This window comes from Clostridium sp. Marseille-P299, from assembly GCF_900078195.1.
Classification (GTDB): Bacteria; Bacillota; Clostridia; order Lachnospirales; family Lachnospiraceae; genus Lachnoclostridium.
The window spans coordinates 1,496,282-1,521,516 of record NZ_FJVE01000007.1; the positions used below are offsets into that span (position 1 = coordinate 1,496,282).

A 25,235-nucleotide genomic window follows, 5' to 3' on the forward strand; every position below is an offset into this window, starting at 1 on the left:
TCAAAAAAAGTAATTTAATCACATTTCTTCATAAAATGTCTTTACGCGAATCGCTTGGTTATGGTCACCAAAGTCTTCACCAAACAGTGTAAATCCACCACAATTTGCAGTATCTTTTGGAACTTCAAATCTCAAAGTAATAGTACTTAGATAATCAATTTTTAAATCATTGATTGTAACAGAAGAAATCTGATTTCCTCCGTCTATAAAAGTACCGTTAGCATTGATGATCAGTGTCTTTAAAAGTCCATATTGATTTAGCTCATTTGGCCACCATTGTGGTGTTACAAATCCCTTTCTAGCACCAAAATCACCCGGGCTAACCCACATTCCAAGAGGGGTATTATTGATAGAAAAATAAATATCAGATGGATAGTCTTCTTTATAGTCTGGATATTCAGAACAAATTTCAAAGGATATTTGTAACTCTGTAATTGTTTGTCCAGCGATTAAATGATTTGGAATATTGTATTCGATAAAGCCACTTCCAAACCATAAGATTCCAGCATCAAATCTTTCTGGGAAAGTAAAATATCTAGGATCATCAAAGGAACCAACAATTTTTTTAGAAGTAGCAATACCACAAGTAGGAGTAACTTTAAAATTAGTAAAGTATCCAACTCTAATATCATCCTGATAGCATTTTCTCGATTCTTTGACAGGTGCTAAATCTATCATGAGGCGGTCATGACGTGGTTTTATGATTTTCATATTTCCACGTTTTCCAGCAGTTGTTTGTATATCAACTAAACCAGCCTTTTCTAATTTGCTTACATGCATGGAAATAGCACTGTTTGTAAGTTGCAGTGATTCTGCTAAATCATTCATGCTTAGTTCTTCATCCAAAAAAATCATTTCCATGATTTTTAAACGCATTGGAGCACTTAATGCTTTAAAAACTTCCTCAGCTTCTTGTATTGACTTTAAATATAACATATTACCTTGCTACCTCCATAATTTATTACACGTAATTATAAAATTCTTTGTTTTTAAAGTCAATCTTTTAATTCTATTGCTTAAATATATAGTCAAAATGACAAAAATAATTCATATAAATGCTTGACGATTGTAAAATTTAATAGTATTGTTATTTTAAGTTAATTAATAAATTAAATACTTCATTATATAGTGAAACTATAAAATGTATAAAGTGAAAGTAATTTAATAGAAACAAACAGTATCCTAAAGATTTTATGTTACTCATTTATTTAAGGGAACCTAGGTTAAAAAAAATCAAAAAAAGGAGGAGCCGTTAACGAATTTATCTTTCAACCAATTATGTTTATCTATTACATTTATCTATACTTCATATAGAGCGTATTAATGGGATTGGATATGAGGTAGTCAAGATTATTATGCATGGTAATAGTGTGAAAAATAAAAAATCATTCACACGCAAGTTTGTGATTGCGCACCACAAATTTGTTATTGGAGAAGAATGTGTGCAAGAATGGGGATTAAAATGACAAAATTATATATAAATCCAAGTATTAAAAAAGGACATATTAATAAAGAAATTTATGGACACTTCTCAGAACATCTTGGAAGATGTATTTATGAAGGTATTTATGTTGGTGAAGACTCTACCATTCCAAATACAAATGGGATGAGAAATGATGTAGTGAATGCATTAAAAGATATGAAGATACCTGTGCTTCGTTGGCCAGGTGGATGCTTTGCTGATGAATATCACTGGATGGATGGAATTGGTCCTAAGGAAAATCGTAAAAAGATGATAAATACCCATTGGGGTGGTGTGGTAGAAGATAATAGCTTTGGTACACATGAATTCATGGAATTATGTAGACAGCTTGATTGTAAGGCTTATATTAACGGAAATCTTGGTAGTGGAACAGTACGTGAAATGTCAGAATGGGTTGAGTACTTAACATTTGATGGAGTTTCACCAATGGCTGATTTACGAGCTGAAAATGGTCATAAAGAACCATGGAAGGTTGATTATTTTGCAGTTGGTAATGAAAATTGGGGTTGCGGTGGTAATATGACTCCTGAGTATTACGGGAATGAATATCGCAGATATCAAACGTATGTAAGAACTTACGATCACTCAAAACCAATTTATAAGATCGCATGTGGGGCAAATGTAGATGATTATGAATGGACACGTAAGGTATTAGAAACAACATTTTCTCATGCACCAAAACATTTACACGGTTTTATGGACGGACTATCTTTACATTATTATACACATCCAGGTGGATGGGAGAAGAAAGGTAGTGCCACTGAGTTTGATGATTTCACATGGTATAAAACTTTGAGTAAAACATTATACATGGAAACCTTAATAACTCGTCATGGTGCTATTATGGATGAATTTGATCCAGACAAAAAAATTGGCATGATCGTTGATGAATGGGGAACTTGGTTTGATTGTGAACCTGGTACCAATCCTGGATTTTTATATCAACAGAGTACGATGCGTGACGCATTGGTAGCTGGAATTAATTTAAACTTATTTAATAAACATTGTGACCGTGTGAAAATGGCGAATATTGCACAACTTGTGAATGTACTACAGTCTGTAATTTTAACAGAAGGTGATAAGATGCTATTAACTCCAACTTATCATGTATTTCATATGTATCAAGCACACCAGGAAGCAGAACTGCTTGAGAGTTACATAGATACAAAACAAATTGGATTAGAAGAAAAGCATATGGTACCTAATTTAAGTGAGTCTGTTTCTCAATCTTTGGATGGAAAGATTCATATAACCCTTAACAATTTATCTTTGGATGAAAGTTATAATATAGATACTATTTTAACAGAGGCAAAAGTGAAATCCGTAAATGGAACAATATTGTCAAATGATATGAAAGCACATAATACATTCGAAGAACCAAATCTTGTACAGCCAACAGAATTTAAAGATTACGTAATTACAGAGAGTGGATTACAATTTAAGATTCCTTCATGTAGTGTATTACATCTTGAGTTAGAATTATTTTAATTGAAGGTTTTATTGTAATTGGAGGATAACAAGATGAATGAAATTTTGACAGAATATAACGACATATGGATCGAAAAGCGGGCAGATCCCTTCGTATATAAACATAGTGACGGCTATTATTATTTTACAGCATCTGTACCAACCTTTGATAAAATTATTTTAAGAAGGGCAAAAAGTTTATCTGAAATGCCTGAAGCAGATGAGATTATCATATGGGAGAAACATACAACTGGAATTATGGGGCATCATATTTGGGCTCCAGAAATACATTATTTGTTTGGAAAATGGTATATCTATTTTGCAGCAGGAGAAGCTGAGAATATATGGAATATACGGCCATATGTATTGGAATGCACAGGTAATGACCCTATGCACGATGCATGGATAGAAAAAGGTATTATGAAGGCAGCGGATGATGATGAGTTCTCGTTTCATTCCTTTTCTTTGGATGCAACCGTATTTGAGCATCTAGGGAGATACTATTATATATGGGCTGAAAAAACTGGAGTCGGAAAAGCTATCTCCAACTTATATATTGCTGAAATGGAATCCCCAGTGAAATTAAAAACGACACAGGTTTTATTAACGACCCCAGATTATGATTGGGAACGTATTGGATTTTGGGTAAATGAAGGTCCAGCAGTGCTTAAAAGGAATGGCAAGATATTCTTAACGTATTCAGCAAGTGCAACAGGTGCATGCTATTGTATGGGATTGTTAACTGCCAATGAAGACTCTGACCTTTTAGATCCTTCTTCTTGGGTGAAAGAAAGATATCCTGTGTTAAAAACGGATTCGGAGAAAGGAATCTTTGGTCCAGGTCATAATAGTTTTACAAAATCCTTAGATGGAAAGGATATCATGGTATTTCATGCAAGACAATATGAAGAAATTGTAGGGGATCCGTTAAAGGATCCAAATCGCCATGCTATGTTAATGGAAATAACATGGAGTGAGGAAGGAAAACCGATATTTGAATATCAAAAGAATTCAGCAAATTTAAGCTGAGGATGAATTTTAAGAAATTTTTATTTTTGTAAAATACCGATATCAATATAAAATTAAGAAATGAAAGATGAGGCTGTCAAAAAATTAAGACAGCCTATTTTTATTGAGTAAAATTTAAATTTATCGAGAAATTAATTAAATTATCGATTTATTTAATTAGAGTATCAATGAATTAAGAAATTTAATTAAGAGTATCAAATTCAATGTTATTTACGTAATAAATTATGAGAGGTATATCTAATATAAAAAAACGCAATATTATATCAATTATGCTATAATAATGAAAGAAAACAAATAAATGGATAAAAATCTATTCCTTGGGAGAATAGATTATAAATGAAAGGTTGGTAGTAAAAGTGATAAGACATATCGTAATGTTTCAATTTAAAGAGAGTGCTGATGGTAGAACAAAGAAAGAAAATTTAGAAATCGCAAAAGAAATGCTGGAATCCTTAGATGGTGTAGTCCCAACATTGAAGTCTTTGTATGTTGCATTAAATCATGAGTATGCAAGTAAAGAGAATTATGACTTGGTATTAGTTTGTGAATATGAAGATATCGAAGGTTTAAATGCTTATCAAATTCATCCAGAACATAAAAAAGTATCAGAGTTTATCGGCAAGGTTCGTGAAACTAGAGCTTGTATTGATTTTACTATTTAATTCTTATTTATACTACTTATAGGAATTTTAAATGAAAAAAAACTAGAATAATGAAAAAACAGCTAAACAAATTTATAAAATTGTCGATATCATGTATAGATGTTTATATCTATTATCGAGGATATAATCCTATCATGAAAACTCATACTTAGGATACGTTCTTTAATTAGATGCCAAAGATTGAGCTTATCTAAAGTTATGGTAATAGGTAATAAATAAAAAAGCACAATCTTATACTAGGATGGCATGTAAGTTCAAGGAGGAAAATGATGAATTTTAAATTAAGAAGAATATTTGCGATACTTCTTTCAATAACACTACTGATCGTGAATTTATTTCCCGTCTCGGATGGAGAAGGGGATGTAATTATTACACCAATGGTTGAAAGTGCAGCGGCAGCAACCACTACCCCAACTCCAACACCTACAACAATAGTTGACCAATATTTTATGGTTGTAGACTCGAATCGATATCCATCTGGATCACAAATTCAGATGAAAAATAATTCAATGTCACTAAGTATCACATCTGGCAATAATACAGTTCCTGTAGATGCAGATATTGAGTGGCTAGCTTATGATGAGAATATCCTTCATGTAGATTATATAAGTAAGTACGAAGCAACTGTATATGCAGTTAGTCCAGGATACGCACAGTTAGGAGCGATAGTAAGGTATAATGGTATTGAATATCAGGTATATTGTCAAATTTATGTTCCACTAGAATTGCACGATACTGCAAATAGCGCAACTGGTTTATATGGTATGCAGACGCAGGTGCAAGTTACGGATCAAGATAAGAGAACTCTACAGTTAAAAGGCAAAGAAGCCACGGATTTAAATCATTATTTAGTTAAATTAAAATATGTGAGTTATAAAGATGACGTGACTAATGACACTGTTTTAAAGGGTGATAACATCTTCACTGAGAAACCGCCGGCCTTAAAATGGGAAAGTAGCAATACAAGTGTTGTTACCGTTGATAATAATGGTATAGTAACTGCAGCTGGAGCGGGTTATGCAGAAGTAACAGTTACTACAACTACGTTATCTGAAACTGGAAAACCAGCAACCCTTATGTTTAGTGTTTTAGTTTCCGCAACAGGATATATAAAAGACGAAGCTGAAAATTATCAAAATAAATTTACTTATGTAAGTAAAGGTTCAACAATAATTATTCAAACAAATGCTGAAAGAGCGGATAACCTAGTTTGGACAATACATAAAAACTCCATCACTGGAGATAAACTTAACATTAAAGATAACAAATTTATGGATGTATATCTAAGTAATGTTAGTGGTACGGCAACACTTTCTAATGTAAAGGCAGGTATTTATTATATTACTGCAAGACAATCTGATAAATATGAAGAAATTAACTCTAAGACTCAGACTTTGCATATTACCTTGATTGTTCCTGTATCTCTTCCAAAAGGACCTATCTATATGAATGTTGGAGATATTTATAATATACTTGAGATTGGAAATCTTCCTTCGCAAGATTACTTTAGTTTCACAAGTGAAAATAATAATATCGCATCTGTAACTAGTTCAACTGGTGTTATCACTGGTAAAGCAAATGGTGAGACTAAAATTATTATGCATTATAAAGGCGGTTTATTTAGCAGTTTATATCCGATTGAGTCAGAATACGCAAAAGATGAAACCCTTGAAGTTTACGTAATCGATGGTATTTCTTTAAATACATCAAATGCCTCAATATATACAGGTTCTACCTTGCAATTAGTTTTAAATACTTCCAATAATTATGAGCCGGTTACTTGGAAATCGACGAATCCTTCGGTTGCGACTGTTGATAAAGAAGGTTTGGTTACTGGTGTTGCAGTAGGAGAGACTGAGATTATCGTTTCACAGACAATCAACGGTGTTACAAAAACAGCTACCTGTAAGATATTAGTAAAACAATCGGTAACTAGTATCAAATTAAACCCATCCAATACAAGCATTGCTGTTGGTGATTTCCTTACGATTAATGCTGAGGTTACACCAAAGTTAAATAATGTTTCTTTAAAATGGGTTACTTCCGATGCTAATATCGTAAAGATTACACAAACAGGTAATTTATCAGCAACAGTAAGTGGTGTTAAAGGTGGCACAGCAGTTATTACAGCAATTAATCAGAATAATGTTGTTGTAGGCTCCTGTCTTATTAATGTATATCAAGCAATTCAAAAGATAACACTATCTGATACGCTTGTAACAGCACCACTATCAGCAGGATCATTTCAACTATATGCTACGATTACACCAGATACAGCCAAAGATCAAGATGTAATTTGGTCTTCTACAGATACTTCAGTAATTACTGTGGATCAAAATGGTAAGGTTACATTAAAGAAGGCTGGTAAAGCAGCAATTGTAGTTACATCAAAGGTAAATTCTACGATTATGGCTATTTGTAATGTTATTGTTACTAAATCAATCAGTGGAATTACATTAGACCAATCGACAAAAAATATGTTTGTAGGCGAAACATTTCGTTTAACATATTCCGTAAAACCTACGGATGCAAATAACGTAGCAGTAACTTGGACTTCAACAAATTCATCGGTTGCATCTGTAAATGCAGAAGGAGTAGTAAGTGCAAAAGCAGTAGGACAAGCGACAATTATTGTACGTACGGTAGATGGTGGCTACTTAGCAACATGTAATATTACAGTTGGTAGAACAGCAACTGCGGTTAAATTAGATGTAACAAAATTAACTTTAAATGTCGGGGATTACTATGATTTTAAAGTAACTTTAACCCCAGCAGATAGCACAAATGCGGCTCTTACATGGGAGTCTAGTGATAAATCAATAGCAGTAGTTAGTAAAACTGGTAGAGTTACTGCTAAGAAATCTGGAACTTGTATTATTATGGTGAAAACAAGTAGTGGATCTTCTGCTTACTGTAATTTGACTGTTTTACAGGGAAGTTCAGGGATTACCATTAGCCAAACGACAGCTACAATTTATGTAGGTGGTAAATTGGAGTTGACGGCAAAGATTACACCAGAGGGTGCAACTGATAAGGGCGTTACTTGGAAGAGTTCAAACCCTAAAGTTGCTACTGTTGATAAAAGTGGTTTAGTAAAAGGTGTTGCGGGTGGAGTTTCCATTATCACAGTAACTTCAAATGACGGTGGATATGTAGCTCATTGTGTAGTTACGGTGAAAGAATTTATTACAACGATTACACTGAATAAATCCTATTATAAATTAGGTCTTAATAAGACGTATCAATTAGTAGCAAAAATTAATAGCCCAAATGCATCCAATCAAAAGTTAAAATGGACATCTAGTAATAAAAAGATTGTTACAGTAGATTCCAAAGGACGTATCAAAGGAATCGCTTTAGGAACGGCAAAGATTACTGTTAGAGCCCTTGATGGATCAGGTGCTTATGCAACTTGTACGGTTCGTGTAACTAGATTAGTAACTAGTATTTCACTTGATGTTAACTATCTAACAATCGTACAAGGAAAATCAAAAAAGATTACTGCTAAGGTACGACCTACAAATGCAACCTATAAAGTGCCATTATGGTCCTCCAATCAAAAAGATATCGCTATTGTTAATAAAAATGGTGTTGTAACAGCGCTTAGCCCAGGAAATGCGATTATTACTGCAAAAGCAAATGACAGTAGTGGAGTATCATCCATTTGTTATGTTAAAGTAATTGCACCAGTAGCAAGTACAGGAATCACTGTTTCTGAATCAGAAGTTGTAATGTCCCCAGGGGAAGCTAAGACAGTGGCAATTTCCATTGTTCCTAACAATTCAACCGATAGCTATTCATGGAGTAGCGATAATGAATTGGTAGCAAAGGTCGATAAAAAGACGGGTAAAATTACTGCAAAAGCCATTGGAACAGCTAATATTACAGTAATGACAGAATCTGGACGCCGTGCAACAATAACAGTATATGTTGTTGGGCTTAGTCGAAGTGAAGTTTCATTACAACAATATACAAGCTTATTACTAAATCTTGAAGTAGACGGAGCAGGTAAGAATGATGTTAAAGTTCGCTGGGATGTTGATAACCAAGAGATAGCAACGGTTGTAAACGGAAGAGTAACAGGTAAGGCAATTGGTACAACCTATGTATACGCAGTTGTTAATGGCCGTAGACTTGCTTGCAAGGTTACAGTGACTAAGATTAAATAAAGCTTCTATGAAATAAAATTGTTTCTATAAGAACTTATAGATTAAATAAAAGAGGTTACCATAAAAAGTGATTTATAACTTTTTGTGGTAATTCTTTTTTATGTTAGGAAATATAAGCATAAGTGCTTTGTCCTATCATTTAAAAATCGCTCCGTTAAGAATATGCACTCGCTTAAAATGAAATATATCCCTAAAACGACTGTGCTCATCAGTCGTAAATAACGACGAGAATATGCATTGGACGTTTTTTGTTCAATGTTAGAAAATTACGTCCTATCGTTTAGAAACGCTCCGCTAAGGATGCACATAACGTATTAAGGTAGTTAGTCATTTAGTGATGGAGCGTCAGCACTAGAATGTGATTTGCACAGTCTTTGTAGTTATTTGAAAATGCAAATACACTTTATTGTGCATAATTAGGATTTGATATAGAGAGGTTATAAATTTATAAAAATGAAAAATAATAATTATAAAAATATTTATGAATAGGATTGAAAATAAAAATACTCTGTGATACAATGATAACGAACATATGTTTTGTGGTAAATAAAGGTAATTTTAAAAAGATAGATTTTGGAGAGAAGGTTAGGAGGAAATATGTTACTTAGTCTTCATGTTAAGAATTTTGCAATTATTGATGAAATTGAAGTTTATTTTAAAGATCATTTGAACATACTTACTGGTGAAACAGGTGCTGGTAAATCCATTATCATAGGATCGATTAACGTTGCGCTTGGAGGAAAAGTATCCAAAGATATTATACGTCAAAACACAGATTATGCACTTGTTGAACTTGTATTCCAATCAAACCAGAAACAAGTTATGGACAAGTTAAGGGAATTGGATTTACCTTGTGAAGATGATATGATTTTAATCTCGAGAAAAATCATGACAAATGGAAGAAGCATTTGCAAAATCAATGGAGAAAATGTAACTACTGCCATAATAAAGGAGATTTCTTCTTTACTATTAGATATTCATGGACAGCACGAACATCAGTCCCTTTTATATAAACAAAAACATTTAGAATTTGTTGACCATTTTGCAAAAGATGAAATTAGTGATTTAAAAGCAAGTTTACATCAGGAATATAATACATATAGTAAACTAAAAGAAGAATATGATGCTTCTAATATAGATGAAGATAAAAGATTACGAGAATTATCATTTATCGAATATGAATTAAATGAGATTATCGCAGCAAATTTAAAACTTCATGAAGATGAAGAATTACAAACGGAATATAAACGCTTATCGAATGCAAGTGCAATTGCAGATGGATTATCTGGCGCTTATCACTATACAGGGGAAGGAACAGAATCTGCAGCGGATGCAGTAAGTAGAGCAGTAAGACAATTAACTAAGATTGCTGAATATGATAATAAGGTATCTAGTTATTTAAACCAAATAACAGAAATAGAAAGTTTGTTAAATGACTTTAATCGTGATGTTTCAGATTACATGACTGATTTTGAGGATTATAAAGATGAATTAGAAGGAGTGGAAAAACGCCTAGACTTAATCAATCATCTTAAATCAAAGTATGGAATTACGTTAACTGATATTTTTACTTATTTAGAAAATTTAAAAATAAAAAAACAAAAATATCTCGATTATGATGAATATATGAATGGCTTAAAGCAAAAGCTTTTAGTAAAAGAAAATGAAATCAATAACTTATGTAGTGCTATTTCAGAGATACGTAAAAGAAAAGCGATAGAACTAACCATTAAGATGAAACAAGCTTTAGTTGATTTGAATTTTTTAGATGTAAAGTTCGAAATGGAATTTAATCGACTTGGACACTTTACTATGAATGGATTTGATGATGCGGAATTTATGATTTCAACAAATCCTGGAGAACCATTAAAACCATTATCAAAAGTAGCTTCCGGTGGTGAATTATCAAGAATCATGCTTGCATTAAAATCAGTACTAGCAGAAAAAGATGTAGTGGGAACACTTATCTTTGATGAAATTGATGTTGGTGTAAGTGGAAGAACTGCTCAAAAAGTTTCTGAAAAACTATCAGTAATAGCAAGAAATCATCAGATTCTTTGTATTACGCATTTACCTCAAATTGCAGCAATGTCAGATCAACATTACGTCATTGAGAAGATTACCAATGGTATAACAACAACCACTTCGATACGAAAATTGTCAGAAGAAGCATCTGTAGAAGAGCTTGCCCGAATATTAGGTGGTGCTGAAATTACAGAGAATGTGACGAATAATGCAAAAGAAATGAAAGCTTTGGCTAAAAAAATAAAAATCGAAAATAATAAACCATTAAGTGGGGCGATTTACTAAAAATCCTAGTTTGAAAATCAAACAAATACGCATACTAATTGAAGAATCTAATAATGCAAGGATATACTTGAGTGTATATCCTTTTCTTATTGGCGTTTTTTAAATTCCGCTTACAACGACAGAAAGAAAGGCAGGAGAAAAAAGTATGCGTACGAGTTTATCAAGAGGGAAAGCAGATAGTCCATTCATGAGAAGATATCGAATGATACTTATACTTTTCTTTATTTTAAATATCATTGGTATCATATGGTTTACTTATTATAGATTTAATAACATTATACCTGATAAGATAAGGATTTTAGTAGATAAATCACAGAATTTCGATTTCAAATTACCAATTGAAGCAGATATAATTACCGAAGATGTTGGTGTACTTCAAGTAAATGAATCCAAAGTTCCATCCAATCAGATTCATATCAATTTCAATGAACCGTTCTCAATTCAGTCATCTAAGACAGGAAGCTATACGGTAATACTTAAGTTATTTGGATTTCTTGAGTTAAAAAAAATATCTTTGGATGTTATAGAATCAATGGAATTGATTCCAAGTGGTATGCCTATTGGTATCACCCTTCGTACAAATGGTATTTTGGTTCTTGGAACTGCTCCAATAACGGGAGAAGATGGCATGAATTACGAACCTGCAATTAATATTTTAAAAACAGGTGATTATATAACAGCTGTCAATGGGAAAACTGTTAAGTCAAAAGAAGAATTAATAAAATTGATACAAGCGACCAACGGTGAAATTGTTAATTTTAATATTAGAAGAAAGAAAAATGAGCTTACAGTTTCAATAAAGCCAGTAAAAACTTCGTCGGGAGAATATAAAATAGGTACTTGGATTCGAGATGATACACAAGGTATTGGTACTTTAACTTTTATCAGCAGTAATGGTGATTTTGGTGCATTAGGACATGGAATTACGGATGTTGATACAGGAGTTTTATTAGAAGTAGGAGAAGGTGCGATTTACCATGCTGATATTATTTCAATTGTAAAAGGGCAATCAGGTGCTCCAGGCGAATTATCAGGTGTAATCCATCAGAATGAAACTGGAAAAATTGGAACACTTTTTAAGAATACCCATCAAGGAATTTTTGGTACAGTAAATTCGAACTCTGATATATATAAGAGTGCGTCTGATAATAATTATTCTGTTCCTATGCCAATTGGTTTAAAACAAGAGGTTCAAATTGGTAATGCATCGATACTTTGCTATGTAGAAGGTAAAATAAAAGAATATTCCATTCGTATTGAAGAAGTTGATTTAAATAGTAGTAATTTGAGTAAAGGTTTAGTAATAAAGATAACAGATCCTGACTTAATTGCGACAACTGGTGGAATTGTTCAAGGTATGAGTGGTAGCCCTATTATACAAAATGGGAAATTAATTGGAGCTGTGACACATGTATTTGTTCGAGACCCAGCAAGAGGATATGGAACATTTATCGAGAATATGATACAAGTTCTACAAGAGTAGAAATAAAAAATTAAAATAAAACAAAAAGTATCCCCTTTAATTCGACTGCTAGAAAATCTTGGTTTTATATAAAGTTTTTCCATTTTTTTATTAATTAGTTATTGCAATATGTCGAATTATGCGTTAAAATAGAATTGAAAATATGGGAATTAATGGATATAATTCATTTGTAAACAGAATTACATTTATTTACAATTGTTTGTATATAAAGTAGAAGAAGAGAATTTGCAGAATTAGGCGCCAATTTTGTACAAATTCAACGGGAAGCAAAAGATGTGTCGAAAAGTGTAAAATTGAATCGTTTTTGGGAGGTATTTTTTAATGGGTAAGATTTCAGTAGCTATTGTAGACGATAATGTCAGAATGTTAAATTTATTAGAAGACATTTTAAAAGAAGACAATGAAATTGAAGTTATAGGGAGAGCTGAAAATGGAGTAGATGCTCTTGAATTAATAAAAGAGAAAAATCCAGACGTCGTTTTACTAGATTTGATTATGCCAAAACTTGATGGACTTGGCGTTATGGAGAAGATTAAGAAGAGTAGTGAGTTTAAGCGTACCCCTTCTTTTATCGTTATAACAGCGATCGGACAAGAACGAGTAACGGAAAATGCATTTGAACTTGGTGCTAGTTATTATATTATGAAACCATTTGATAATAATATGGTTCTTAGTAGAATAAAGCAAGTAAAAGGTGATTCACATTCCAGATTAATAGATAATCACAAAATGGTGACTTATGAAAATACAAATTCCTATAAAGAAAGAAATTTAGAATCTGATGTAACAAACATCATTCATGAAATTGGAGTTCCAGCTCATATTAAAGGATATCAATATCTTAGAGATGCAATTATGATGTCAGTGGATGACAATGAGATGCTTAATTCCATTACGAAACAATTATATCCTTCGATAGCAAAACGCCATAAAACTACACCAAGTCGTGTAGAACGTGCAATTAGACATGCAATAGAAGTGGCATGGAGTAGAGGAAAGATGGATACAATTGACGATTTATTTGGATATACTGTAAGTAATGGAAAAGGAAAACCTACAAATTCGGAGTTTGTAGCATTAATTGCAGATAAAATTCGATTAGAGTATAAATTAAGAATGTAATATCAATGTAAATATTGTAATGTATTCGTTTCCTCTTTTTATTATTATTGTTTCATGTATAATGAAATAAAATTATACAACTACCAATTGATTGGAGGCGTATACAATGAAGAAAATATTATTTGCAGCATCGGAGTGTGTACCATTTATAAAAACGGGTGGTTTAGCAGATGTAGTTGGAACTTTACCAAGATACATAGATAAAGAGAAGTTTGATGTTCGAGTAATAATTCCGAATTATTTAGCCATACCTGAAGTCTATAAACAGAAGATGATTCCTAAGACTCATTTTTATATGGACTTAGCATGGAGAAATCAATACGTTGGTATAATGGAGATGGAGTATGAAGGAATTATTTTTTACTTTATTGATAATGAATTTTATTTTACAGGGGTAAAGCCCTATGGAAATATTTATGAAGATATCGAAAAGTTTGCATTCTTTTGTAAGGCAACACTTTCATGTCTTCAGGCAGTCGATTTTCAGCCAGATATTATACACTGCCATGATTGGCAAACAGGTCTTATACCAGTTTTTCTACACGATGAATTTATAAATAATCCGTTTTACCGTAATATAAAAACGATAATAACCATTCATAATTTGAAATTCCAAGGAGTTTGGGATAAAAAGACTATAAAAGATATCACAGGCTTGCCAGAGAATTATTTCTCAATGGATAAATTAGAGGCATATGGTGATGCAAATTATTTGAAGGGTGGAATTGTATTTTCAGATTTTATAACTACGGTAAGCGATTCTTATGCGGAAGAAATTAAGATGCCATTTTACGGAGAAGGTCTTGATGGACTTTTAAGAGCAAGATCGAATTCGTTAATAGGTATTGTGAATGGTATTGATTATGAAGAGTACAATCCTTTTACGGATTCATTGATTTTTAAAAATTATAATCCAATAAATTTCCGTAAGGAAAAGGTTAAAAATAAACGTGCATTGCAAGCAGAGCTTGGTTTGGATGAAAAAGACAATGTTTTTATGATCGGAATTGTTTCAAGATTAACGGATCAAAAGGGCTTAGATTTAATTGACTATATGATGGAGGAAATTTGTGCAGAGGATACGCAACTTGTGGTTTTGGGAACTGGTGAAGAGAAATATGAAAATTTGTTTCGACATTTTGCTTGGAAGTATGAGAAACGAGTTTCCGCTAATATTTTTTATTCAGATGAACGTTCCCACAAAATCTACGCCGCAAGTGATGCCTTCTTAATGCCATCTTTATTTGAACCTTGTGGATTAAGTCAATTAATAAGTCTTCGCTATGGTACGGTGCCAATTGTGCGTGAAACCGGGGGGTTGAGAGATACCGTAATGCCATACGATGAATACAATAGTCTTGGCACAGGATTTCGTTTTAAAAATTACAATGCACATGAAATGTTAGATACAATACGTTATGCAAAAAACGTTTTTTATAATAAAAAGAGAGAATGGAATAAATTAATAGATCGGGGAATGAACCAAAATTTTTCATGGGGGAACTCAGCAAATAAGTACGAAAAACTATATAATAATTTATAATCAGGCAGAGGGTGTCAAGAAATATCAATGTGTATGTGGCTTACATAGAATTGATGTTTTTTGGCACTCTCATTTGTTATTTAAGAAAATTTTTGTTAGAAGATGTATTATTTTTAAATAAAGAAGATTTAAGCTGAATTTTAGCAGAAATATAGACAGATTTTTTTGACATTCTCATTTTTGTGTGTACAATATTTAAGGAAAGCATAATTTGCAATATTTACACCACTATATGAAGTGTATTTTTTTTAGAAAATTTTATATAATTATAACATGGTGTGGTGTGTCTTGATAGACAATTAAAACAAGCCATACATATAATTTTATTTTATATAAACATAGGAGTAAGCATTAATAGATTTAGCAATAAAATAAGTATTTAAAATAAGAAACGAAGAGAGGACTTTTTATGAAATTAAGTAAGTTATTGGAGAGAATGAATTATACATGCGTACAGGGTGATGTTTCTACTGAGGTAGAAAGCCTTATATACGATTCAAGAAAAGTTACAAATAACAGTTTGTTTGTGTGTATTTCAGGTGCGAAATATGATGGCCATGATTATGTCGAAGAAGTAGTGGAAAAAGGTGCAACAGCGATTGTTGTTGAAAAAGATGTTACAGTATCAAAAGATGTAACAGTAATTAAGGTTGAAAATACAAGAGAAGCACTTGCATTTTTATCAGCTGCTTATTTTGATTATCCTGCAGAAAAATTAAAAACAATCGGTATCACTGGTACAAAGGGAAAAACGACAACAACTTATATGGTATATTCTATTCTACAAAAAGCAGGAATTAAAACTGGTTTAATTGGTACGATTGAAACGATTATTGGCGATAAAGTAATCCCAGCAGACAATACGACACCAGAGTCATACCTTGTTCAACAATATTTTAGTGAAATGGTAAAGTGCGGTTGTGAAAGCGTTGTAATGGAGGTATCATCACAAGGACTAATGCTTCATCGTGTTTCTGGGTTTACTTTTGATTTTGGCATTTTTACAAATATGGAACCAGATCATATTGGACCAAATGAACATAGTAGTTTTGAAGAATATATGGCTTGCAAAGGAATCTTGTTTAAGAATTGTAAGGTTGGTATTGCAAATATAGACGATGAACATATGGAAACGGTTTTAAAAGGTCATACATGTACACTTGAAACTTTTGGGCTCTCTGAAAAAGCAGATTTAAGAGCAGAGAATGTAGATTTACACAGCAGTTTAGGTAACCTTGGTGTAAAATATGATGTAAAAGGCTTGATGGACTTTAACATTCATGTAAACATTCCAGGGAAATTTAGTGTGTACAATTCTTTGACAGCAATTGCTATCTGTAGACATTTTAATATTCCAGTAGAAACAATAAAACAAGCAATGCTTGATGTAAAAGTTAAGGGAAGAGTTGAAATGGTGCCAATTTCTAAACGTTTTACTTTAATGATTGATTATGCTCATAATGCAATGAGTTTAGAAAGCGTATTATCTACATTAAAAGAATATCAGCCAAAACGTTTGGTATGTATGTTTGGTTGTGGAGGGAATCGTTCAAAAGATCGAAGATTTGAAATGGGTGAAATTTCTTCCAATATTGCAGATCTCACAGTTGTAACTTCAGATAATCCAAGATATGAAGAGCCAGAAGCAATTATTGAAGATATTATCGTAGGTGTAAAACGTGGAAACGGTAAGTACGTTTCAATTATAAATCGTAAGGATGCTATTAAATACTGTATTGAAAATGCACAAGATGGAGATGTTATCATACTCGCGGGCAAGGGACATGAAGATTATCAAGAAATTTGCGGAGTAAAGTACCATATGGATGAACGTGATTTAATTAAGGAAATCTTAGATGAAATGCCAGTAGAAAAGCGTGAAGTATTACAACTAGCATGGAATGTACAGTAAGAATTTAAAGAATAATGTATGTAAAAATAAGAAGAAAGGAACATTTCAAAGGATAACTTGAAATGTTATAAAGATCATGGAAACATTTAGCGCTTTAAAAATAGCAGAAATCGTTGGAGGAAGTATTCTTTATGGAGACGGCAGTAAATTAATATCTGCTGTCTCAACAAACTCCAAAGAAGGAAATGAAACTACGTTGTTTGTTCCTATTATAGGAGAACGTGTAGACGCACATAATTTTATAAAGGATGCATATAACAGCGGGATGCGTGTTACATTTACAATGCGTGATAAGATTGAAGAAGATACGAATGATATGACATACATTAAAGTAGAACACACCCTTGATGCTCTACAGCAATTAGCAACTTATTATAGAGAACAATTTACACTTCCTATCATTGGCATTACAGGAAGTGTTGGTAAGACAACGACGAAAGAAATGATAGCGGCTGCTTTATCTGTGAAATACAATGTTTTAAAAACCCTTGGAAATATGAACAGTCAAGTGGGATTGCCACAGATGATGCTAAAAATAGCAAAAGAACATGATATTGCCGTTATTGAAATGGGAATGAGTCTGCCAGGTGAAATGGAAAGACTAGCAAAAATAGTGAAGCCAAACCTTGCAGTAATCACAAATATAGGGGTATCCCATATTGGACAATTAGGAAGTAAAGAAAATATAAGAGAAGCTAAATTAAATATAATAAATGAGTTTAGCAAAGATGCAACACTATTTGTAAATGGTGAAGATGAATTATTATATGAAGTTTATGATGCGTATAAAAAAGATACAAAAAATATAGATTCTACACAAAAACAATCGAAAATAAAAACATCCTTTGAAACAAAAAAGGCCCTTGAAAATGCGACTGTAGAAGCATTTGGTCTTCAAAATGAATTTGCATATTTCGCAAAAAATATTCGAAATTTAGGAGAACAGACATTTTTTAACTTCTGTTTTATGGATTCTCGTGGTAAAATGATAGAAGAAGAAATTAAATTAAATGTTCTTGGTACGCATAATGTGCTAAATGCAGTAGTTGCGTTATCCGTTGCTTATACTTATGGAATTCATCCTAAGGAAGCAAAAAAAGGATTGGAAGAGTATCGTCCAATATCAATGCGTGGTGAAATTGAAAAATTAAATGGAATTACCTTAGTGGATGATACGTATAATGCTAGTCCAGATTCCATGAAGAGTGCAGTGGATGTACTTTTAGCATTACCTGAGGCAAATCGTAGAATTGCAGTATTTGCTGATATTTTAGAATTAGGTGAAATGTCTCATTCTTGCCATTATGAAGTGGGTACATACCTAGCGAAAACATCCGTAGATGTAGTAGTTACTGTTGGTGGTGAGGCACGCTATATAACCGATGCAATCAAAGAAAACAATAATAGAATAACAACAATTAACTTTACGGATAATGAAAGTGCAGCGAATTATTTATTATCTGAGTTAAAAACGGGAGATTCTATTATTTTAAAAGGTTCTCGTGGGATGCATTTGGATGAAATCGTGCATAAAATAAAAGAAAAATTTTAAATATAGATGATACAACAAGAAGAAAAGGTGGTGAGGTCATTGCAATATGCGGATATTATTGTTGATATCTCGAGTGAACATCTGGATAAGACTTACCAATATAGTATTCCAGAGGAATTAAAAAGTGTTGCAGTGATTGGCGCACCTGTAATTATTCCCTTTGGAAAAGGAAACCGAACAATAAAGGGTTACATCGTATCTTTATCAGAAACTCCTAAAATTTCAATAGAATATATTAAACCGATTGCAGCGGTTGAGGAAAAAGGAATTCGAATTGAAAGTCAATTAATAGCACTTGCTTATTATATTAAAGAACAATTTGGCGGTACAATGAATGATGCTCTAAGAACAGTAATACCAGTTAAAAAAAGTGTTAAGCATGTTGAGAAAAAAACGGTTACACTAGCAGTTTCTAGGGAAGAAGCAATTGAGTCATATAAGATAGCAAGTAGTAAAAGTCACAAAGCAAAAGCTAGATTACTACAAGAATTAATTGATAAAATGGAATTAGACCATGAAATCGTTGTGAATAAGCTAAATATATCTAGATCTACCATAGAAAGCTTACAAAAGTCTGGTATTATTAAGGTAGAAACAAAAACTTTGTATCGAAATCCTGTGATTCGAGAAAATAATCATAAAAAAAATATTATTTTAAATGAAGAACAAAAGCATATAGTTTCTGAAATATTAAAGGATTATAAGGAAGGAATCAGAAAGACTTATCTAATTCATGGTAAGACTGGAAGTGGGAAAACAGAGGTCTACTTAGATATAATTGAAGGTGTTATAGCGGCTGGAAAACAAGTAATTATGTTAATTCCTGAAATTGCACTGACCTACCAAACAGTAATGCGTTTTTATGGAAGGTTTGGAGACCGCATCTCTATTATGAATTCAAGATTATCCCAAGGTGAAAAGTATGACCAAAGTCTTCGTGCTAAAAATGGAGAAGTAGACATTATTATAGGACCACGTTCTGCATTGTTTACACCATTTAAAAATCTAGGATTGATTATTATCGATGAAGAACATGAAGCGAGTTATAAAAGTGAAATGCCACCAAAATATCATGCAAGAGAAGTGGCAATCAAAAGAGCGGAATTATCCAATGCTTCTGTGATCCTTGGATCAGCAACACCTTCACTAGAATCCTATTCCAAGGCAATAAATGAAGAGTTTGGACTTTTTAAGTTGCATTCTCGTGCAAAAGAAGCAAAATTACCTACAGTTCATATTATAGATTTACGTGAAGAGTTAAAAAATAAAAACAAATCTATGTTTAGTAATTTGTTAAGAGAGTTAATCAAAGATCGCTTAGAAAAAAGACAACAAATAATGCTTTTTATTAATCGAAGAGGCTATGCAGGATTTGTTTCGTGTAGAAGTTGTGGACATGTGTTAAAATGCCCACATTGTGATATATCCTTGACATCTCATAACAACGGGAGTTTGAGATGTCATTATTGTGGTTATGAAGAAACAATGCCAAAACTTTGCCCAGTATGTGGTTCACGTTATATTGCAGCATTTGGAACGGGAACACAAAAGGTGGAGGAGATGGTGAAGCGAGAATTCCCGACTGCTAGGGTGCTACGTATGGATGCAGATACAACCAAACAAAAAAATAGCCACGAAGAAATTTTGGCTACCTTTGCAAGTGGAGATGCCGACATACTAATTGGTACTCAAATGATAGTAAAAGGTCATGATTTTAGCGGTGTTACTCTTGTTGGAATACTTGCAGCAGATATGTCACTTTATGCAGGAGATTACAGAGCAGCTGAGAGAACCTTTCAATTGCTAGCGCAAGCAGCTGGTAGAGCTGGACGTGGTGAACTTTTAGGTGAAGTAGTGATTCAGACCTATCAACCAGAGCACTATAGTATTGTATCAGCAGCAAAAGAGGATTATACTAGTTTTTATGAGAATGAAATGAATTATCGTAAACTATTAAAATATCCTCCAGCAGCTCATATACTAGTGGGATTGTTGTTATCCAAAGACGAGGCAAAGGTTAAAAAGGCGTCTGAGCTATTTGCAGGTGCTGCAAGAGTATATTTAGAATCAAGTTTGGCTGCAATGAACCAATCAAAAGAAGAGAATGAACTGATTGTTAATTCTATTATTGTTGGGCCTACCGATGCAAGCCTAGCAAAGGCAAACGATATTTATCGTAGAGTTATATATTTTAAATATGAGAATTATGAGAGCCTAGTTCTCTTAAAAGATTTCCTTGAAGGATATATAGAAAATTCGGAATATTTTGAAGCTGTAAGCGTTCAGTTTGATTTTAATCCAATGAGTAGTTATTAAAACAGTTTATATAAAACAATTTAAAATAAAATTATATTGTTATAAGAAAGGATGATAAAAATGGCAATTAGAAATATACGAGTAATGGGAGATTCCATTTTAAACAAACAAGCAAAAGAAGTTAAGGAAATGACACCAAAAATTTCAGCATTAATTGATGATATGTTAGAGACAATGTATGATGCAAACGGTGTTGGTTTAGCAGCTCCTCAGGTAGGAATTTTAAAACGTATTATCGTAATTGATGTTTCCTATGAGGGGAACGAGCCTATCGTATTAATTAACCCTGAAATTATTGAAACATCAGGTACACAAACAGGAGATGAAGGTTGTTTAAGCGTTCCTGGAAAAGCAGGAAAGGTAACTAGACCAAACCATGTAAAAGCGAAGGGATTCGACCGCAATATGCAAGAAATCGTGGTAGAGGGAGAAGAACTTTTAGCACGTGCATTATGCCATGAAATTGATCACTTAAATGGTGTATTGTATGTTGAAAAAGTAGAAGGCGAGCTTCATGATTCTACTGTATATGAGGAAGAAGAGGAAGAAGCATAAAAAATATTTAAATGAAATTTGCGTAGTTTAAGCGAATGTATAAATAGTTTAAGTAAAAGTATGAATAATTCAAATGATTATGAATGGCTTAAGTAAAAGCATGAATAAGTTCACTGGTCATGGATAGTTCAAATGAAAGTTCAAATGAAAGTTATATTATATAAGATTGGAGTTAATCATGAGAACAATATTTATGGGCACACCGGAAATTGCGGCTGTGATTTTAAATACATTAATTGAACATAAGCAAGATATTATTGCAGTTGTTACTCAACCAGATAAGCCAAAGGGAAGAGGAAAAGAGATGGCGTTTCCTCCAGTAAAAGAATTGGCTATTAAAAATAATATCCCTGTTTATCAACCAAATAGAGTAAAAGATGAAGAATTTATAAAAATAATAGAAGAATTAAATCCAGATATTATTATTGTTGCAGCCTTTGGACAAATTTTATCCCAACGATTACTAGATATTCCTAAGTATGGCTGTATTAATGTTCATGCATCTTTACTTCCAAAATATCGTGGTGCAGCTCCTTATCAATGGGCGATCATTAATGGAGAAGAAGTAACAGGTGTAACAATTATGCAAATGGATGCAGGCTGTGACACTGGCGATATGATATTAAAAGAAGAAGTAACCATAGATAAAGAGGAAACTGCTGGAAGTTTACATGATAAATTAGCAATTGCTGGTGGAACTGCTTTAATGAAAGTAATTGATCAGATAAAAGAAGGTACGATGAAGAGAGAAAAACAAGATGATTCTTTATTTACCTATGCTAAAATGTTAGATAAATCCATGGGAAATTTGGATTTTAATAAATCAGCGATTGAATTAGAACGATTGATCCGTGGTTTAAATCCTTGGCCAAGTGCATATACTCACTTTGAAGGTAAAACTTTAAAAATTTGGCGAGCAGCCGTTTGTAATGATCCAGAAAGAGAGGATGAATCTAAGCAATATCAAAATGGTCAAATCACTAGCGTTGGAAAGAACAGTTTTTTCATAAAAACATCTAGTGGCCTATTAGAAATACTTGAATTGCAATTAGAAGGTAAAAAACGTGTAACCACAGCAGAATTTCTTCGTGGATATCCGATTGAAGTAGGATATACGTTTCAAAAATAACAAGTTTTTCCCTTTATGTTTCATAAAAATTTAATAGTTTCTTCAAAGGTTTGACTTAAATTTGTGGTATTATAGTAAAGACGGAAAGAAGTATCGAAACGTTTACTTAAATATAACCTTAAGATGCTGATTGAAGTTAAAAGATCATGAAGGGAAAATTTAATAATCCCTCTTTATTATTCGCGTATTTTACGCAGAAGGGAGCAGATTATGTTATTATATTATGGATATCCGTTTATGTTTGATCCTACGTATATGCTAGTAATTCTTGGTGCTGTCATTTGTTTGATCGCATCGGCTAAAATGAGATCAACATATGCAAAGTATCAAAGGGTAAGAAGTTTATCGGGATTAACAGGTGCACAAGCAGCGGAGCGAGTTCTCCGTAATGCTGGTATTTATGACGTAAGCATACAAAGAGTATCTGGTAATTTAACGGATCATTACGATCCAAGAACGAAAACTTTAAGATTATCAGACTCGGTTTATAATGACAGTTCCGTAGCTGCAATTGGTGTAGCTGCACATGAATGTGGTCATGCCATACAGCATAATCTTGGTTATGCGCCATTAAAACTTAGAGGTGCATTAGTGCCAGTAGCTAATATTGGAGCTAACTTAGCATGGCCTATGATTATTATAGGCGTCATTATTGGTTGGGTGCAACCACTTATTACTTTGGGAATTGTACTGTTTTCGCTTGCAGTACTATTTCAATTAGTTACACTCCCGGTAGAATTTGATGCATCAAGACGAGCAGTTAGAGTATTGGGAGATACAGGAATTTTATATGGTGATGAAATTTCTCATACTAAAAAAGTCTTAACGGCAGCTGCACTTACTTATGTCGCTGGTGCTGCAAGCTCGATCTTACAACTTCTTCGTCTTATTTTACTATTCGGGAACAGAAATCGAGATAACTAATCTTAAACTTCTAGAAGAAATGTATTATAAAAGGAATCACATCAATGATTTTAAGACACATATGTCATAAGAAATTGATTATGATTTTATTTAATTAATTCTTCTAGAAGTTTTAATACTTTATTAGAGTGGGAAATGAAAGTTTCTACAAAAATAAGTGCATTAAAGCACGGACAGGAGCAATATATGAATGCAAGAGAAATTGTGCTTGATATGCTGATTGAAGTAATTGAAAAGGACAAACATAGTCATTTAGTTCTTTCTCGTACTTTAGGAGAATTAAATGATTTAGATAAGAAAGAACGTAGTTTTATTACTAGGTTATTAAATGGCACCATAGAACGATTAATAACACTAGATTATGATATAGAACGTTTTTCTAAAATTAAGATAAATAAAATGAAACCTCTGATTCGAAATCTGCTTCGTATGGGCATGTATCAAATTAAGTACATGGATCAGGTTCCAGATTCTGCAGCATGTAATGAAGCAGTAAAGATAGCGAAAAAGAGAGGGTTTCAAAGTCTAAGTGGATTTGTTAATGGTATTTTAAGAAATGCCATCCGAAACAAAGAATCTTTATATGAGTATCCAAAAGAGATACCAACCTCAGAACGTCTTAGTCTTGTATATTCAACACCACTTTGGATCATAGAAACACTAACCGAACAATTTAATTACGATACAATGGAAGCAATCTTGGCTTCATCTTTTGAAGAAAAGACAACAAGCATAAGAGTTAATGAAAGTAAGATATCAAAAAAAGAATTAATTCAAACTCTTATAGAGGAAGGCGTAAGTGTAGAAGAAGGGGATTATTATCCACTTGCTCTTAAAATTAAGAATTATGATTCTTTAGAACGTTTACAGTCCTTTCAAAAAGGGTATTATCAAGTACAAGATGAAAGCTCTATGATTGTTGGTATGGTAGCGGGAGTAAAGCCAGGAGATAAAATTATTGATGTTTGTGCTGCACCTGGCGGTAAATCATTGCACGTTGCGGAGTTACTAACAGTAGTAGAAAAGGGAACTGACGCTAAAGGTAGTGTTGAAGCCAGAGATCTTACGGATAAAAAGGTAGCTCTAATTAAAGAAAATATCCAGCGTAATCATGCAAGTAATCTAACAGCAAAAGTAATGGATGCAAGTTTACTTGATGAGGATAGCATCGAATCTGCTGATATTGTCATTGCGGATTTACCTTGTTCAGGACTTGGTGTTTTTGGTAAGAAACCTGATATTAAATATAAGATGAAACCAGATCAACAAAAAGATCTAGTGAAATTACAACGACAGATTCTTAATGTAGTTACGAAGTATGCAAAAAAAGGTGGTACGCTACTTTACAGTACATGTACAATAAATCGGGAAGAAAATGAAGAAAATTTAAAATATATTTTAGATAATTTTCCATTTGAGGTAGAAAGCTTAGATGAATACTTACCTAAGAATCTTATAGGCGAAACTACAAAGAATGGATATATTCAATTAATACCAGGTGTTCACAGTACCGACGGTTTTTTTATATCTAGATTAAGAAGAAAGAGCGAATAAATTATTTGTTTTATAGGTTGGAAAT

At 32.7% G+C, this 25,235-nt stretch carries 16 protein-coding genes; 15 read left to right on the forward strand and 1 reads right to left on the reverse strand.

The genetic code is table 11. The features are described 5' to 3' along the window. Nucleotides 1–18: 18 nt before the first annotated feature. Nucleotides 19–936, reverse strand: coding sequence for an ArsR/SmtB family transcription factor (locus BN4220_RS14450; RefSeq protein ID WP_066717816.1), 918 nt, complete (start codon nt 934–936; stop codon nt 19–21). A gap of 526 nt (nt 937–1,462) precedes the next feature. Between BN4220_RS14450 and BN4220_RS14455 the strand changes: the two genes are divergently transcribed. The 15 genes from BN4220_RS14455 to rsmB all read left to right on the forward strand — a co-directional run bounded on the left by BN4220_RS14455 (nt 1,463) and on the right by rsmB (nt 25,210). Next, nucleotides 1,463–2,971, forward strand: coding sequence for an alpha-N-arabinofuranosidase (locus BN4220_RS14455; protein WP_082812323.1), 1,509 nt, complete (start codon nt 1,463–1,465; stop codon nt 2,969–2,971). A 33-nt stretch (nt 2,972–3,004) separates the two neighbouring features. Beyond that, nucleotides 3,005–3,979: a glycoside hydrolase family 43 protein gene (locus BN4220_RS14460; protein ID WP_066717822.1), complete on the forward strand. Its 975-nt coding sequence runs from the start codon at nt 3,005–3,007 to the stop codon at nt 3,977–3,979. A gap of 356 nt (nt 3,980–4,335) precedes the next feature. Beyond that, entirely contained in the window at nt 4,336–4,641 is a 306-nt protein-coding gene (locus tag BN4220_RS14465; protein WP_066717824.1) for a Dabb family protein, read from the forward strand. Nucleotides 4,642–4,910: 269 nt separating this feature from the next. Beyond that, nucleotides 4,911–8,810: an Ig-like domain-containing protein gene (locus tag BN4220_RS14470; RefSeq protein ID WP_066717826.1), complete on the forward strand. Its 3,900-nt coding sequence runs from the start codon at nt 4,911–4,913 to the stop codon at nt 8,808–8,810. A 597-nt stretch (nt 8,811–9,407) separates the two neighbouring features. After that, the gene (gene recN, locus BN4220_RS14475; RefSeq protein WP_066717828.1) at nt 9,408–11,120 is read left to right on the forward strand and encodes a DNA repair protein RecN; all 1,713 of its coding nucleotides are present in this window, start codon (nt 9,408–9,410) and stop codon (nt 11,118–11,120) included. 145 nt (nt 11,121–11,265) lie between these two features. Then, nucleotides 11,266–12,603: a SpoIVB peptidase gene (gene spoIVB, locus BN4220_RS14480; RefSeq protein ID WP_066717830.1), complete on the forward strand. Its 1,338-nt coding sequence runs from the start codon at nt 11,266–11,268 to the stop codon at nt 12,601–12,603. A gap of 321 nt (nt 12,604–12,924) precedes the next feature. After that, nucleotides 12,925–13,725 (forward strand): sporulation transcription factor Spo0A, encoded by an 801-nt coding sequence (gene spo0A, locus BN4220_RS14485; RefSeq protein WP_066717832.1) that lies wholly within the window; start codon nt 12,925–12,927, stop codon nt 13,723–13,725. A 106-nt stretch (nt 13,726–13,831) separates the two neighbouring features. Then, nucleotides 13,832–15,268, forward strand: coding sequence for a glycogen synthase GlgA (gene glgA, locus BN4220_RS14490; protein WP_066717836.1), 1,437 nt, complete (start codon nt 13,832–13,834; stop codon nt 15,266–15,268). 409 nt (nt 15,269–15,677) lie between these two features. Next, a complete protein-coding gene (locus BN4220_RS14495; RefSeq protein ID WP_066717839.1) occupies nt 15,678–17,180 on the forward strand; it encodes a UDP-N-acetylmuramoyl-L-alanyl-D-glutamate--2,6-diaminopimelate ligase in 1,503 nt (500 codons plus the stop codon). Between the two features lie 76 nt (nt 17,181–17,256). After that, complete coding sequence (murF, locus tag BN4220_RS14500; protein WP_066717844.1) at nt 17,257–18,732, forward strand: UDP-N-acetylmuramoyl-tripeptide--D-alanyl-D-alanine ligase; 1,476 nt, start codon at nt 17,257–17,259, stop codon at nt 18,730–18,732. Between the two features lie 30 nt (nt 18,733–18,762). Further along, a complete protein-coding gene (gene priA, locus BN4220_RS14505) occupies nt 18,763–21,048 on the forward strand; it encodes a replication restart helicase PriA (RefSeq protein ID WP_347477108.1) in 2,286 nt (761 codons plus the stop codon). A gap of 60 nt (nt 21,049–21,108) precedes the next feature. Next, nucleotides 21,109–21,603 carry a peptide deformylase gene (def, locus tag BN4220_RS14510; protein WP_066717851.1) on the forward strand — a complete coding sequence of 165 codons (495 nt, stop codon included), beginning with the start codon at nt 21,109–21,111 and terminating at the stop codon, nt 21,601–21,603. Nucleotides 21,604–21,781: 178 nt separating this feature from the next. After that, nucleotides 21,782–22,732, forward strand: a complete 951-nt coding sequence (fmt, locus tag BN4220_RS14515; protein ID WP_066717853.1) for a methionyl-tRNA formyltransferase — start codon at nt 21,782–21,784, stop codon at nt 22,730–22,732. A gap of 210 nt (nt 22,733–22,942) precedes the next feature. Then, nucleotides 22,943–23,656, forward strand: a complete 714-nt coding sequence (locus BN4220_RS14520; protein WP_066717856.1) for a zinc metallopeptidase — start codon at nt 22,943–22,945, stop codon at nt 23,654–23,656. 186 nt (nt 23,657–23,842) lie between these two features. Then, nucleotides 23,843–25,210: a 16S rRNA (cytosine(967)-C(5))-methyltransferase RsmB gene (gene rsmB, locus BN4220_RS14525; RefSeq protein ID WP_066721028.1), complete on the forward strand. Its 1,368-nt coding sequence runs from the start codon at nt 23,843–23,845 to the stop codon at nt 25,208–25,210. The last annotated feature ends 25 nt before the right edge of the window (nt 25,211–25,235 follow it).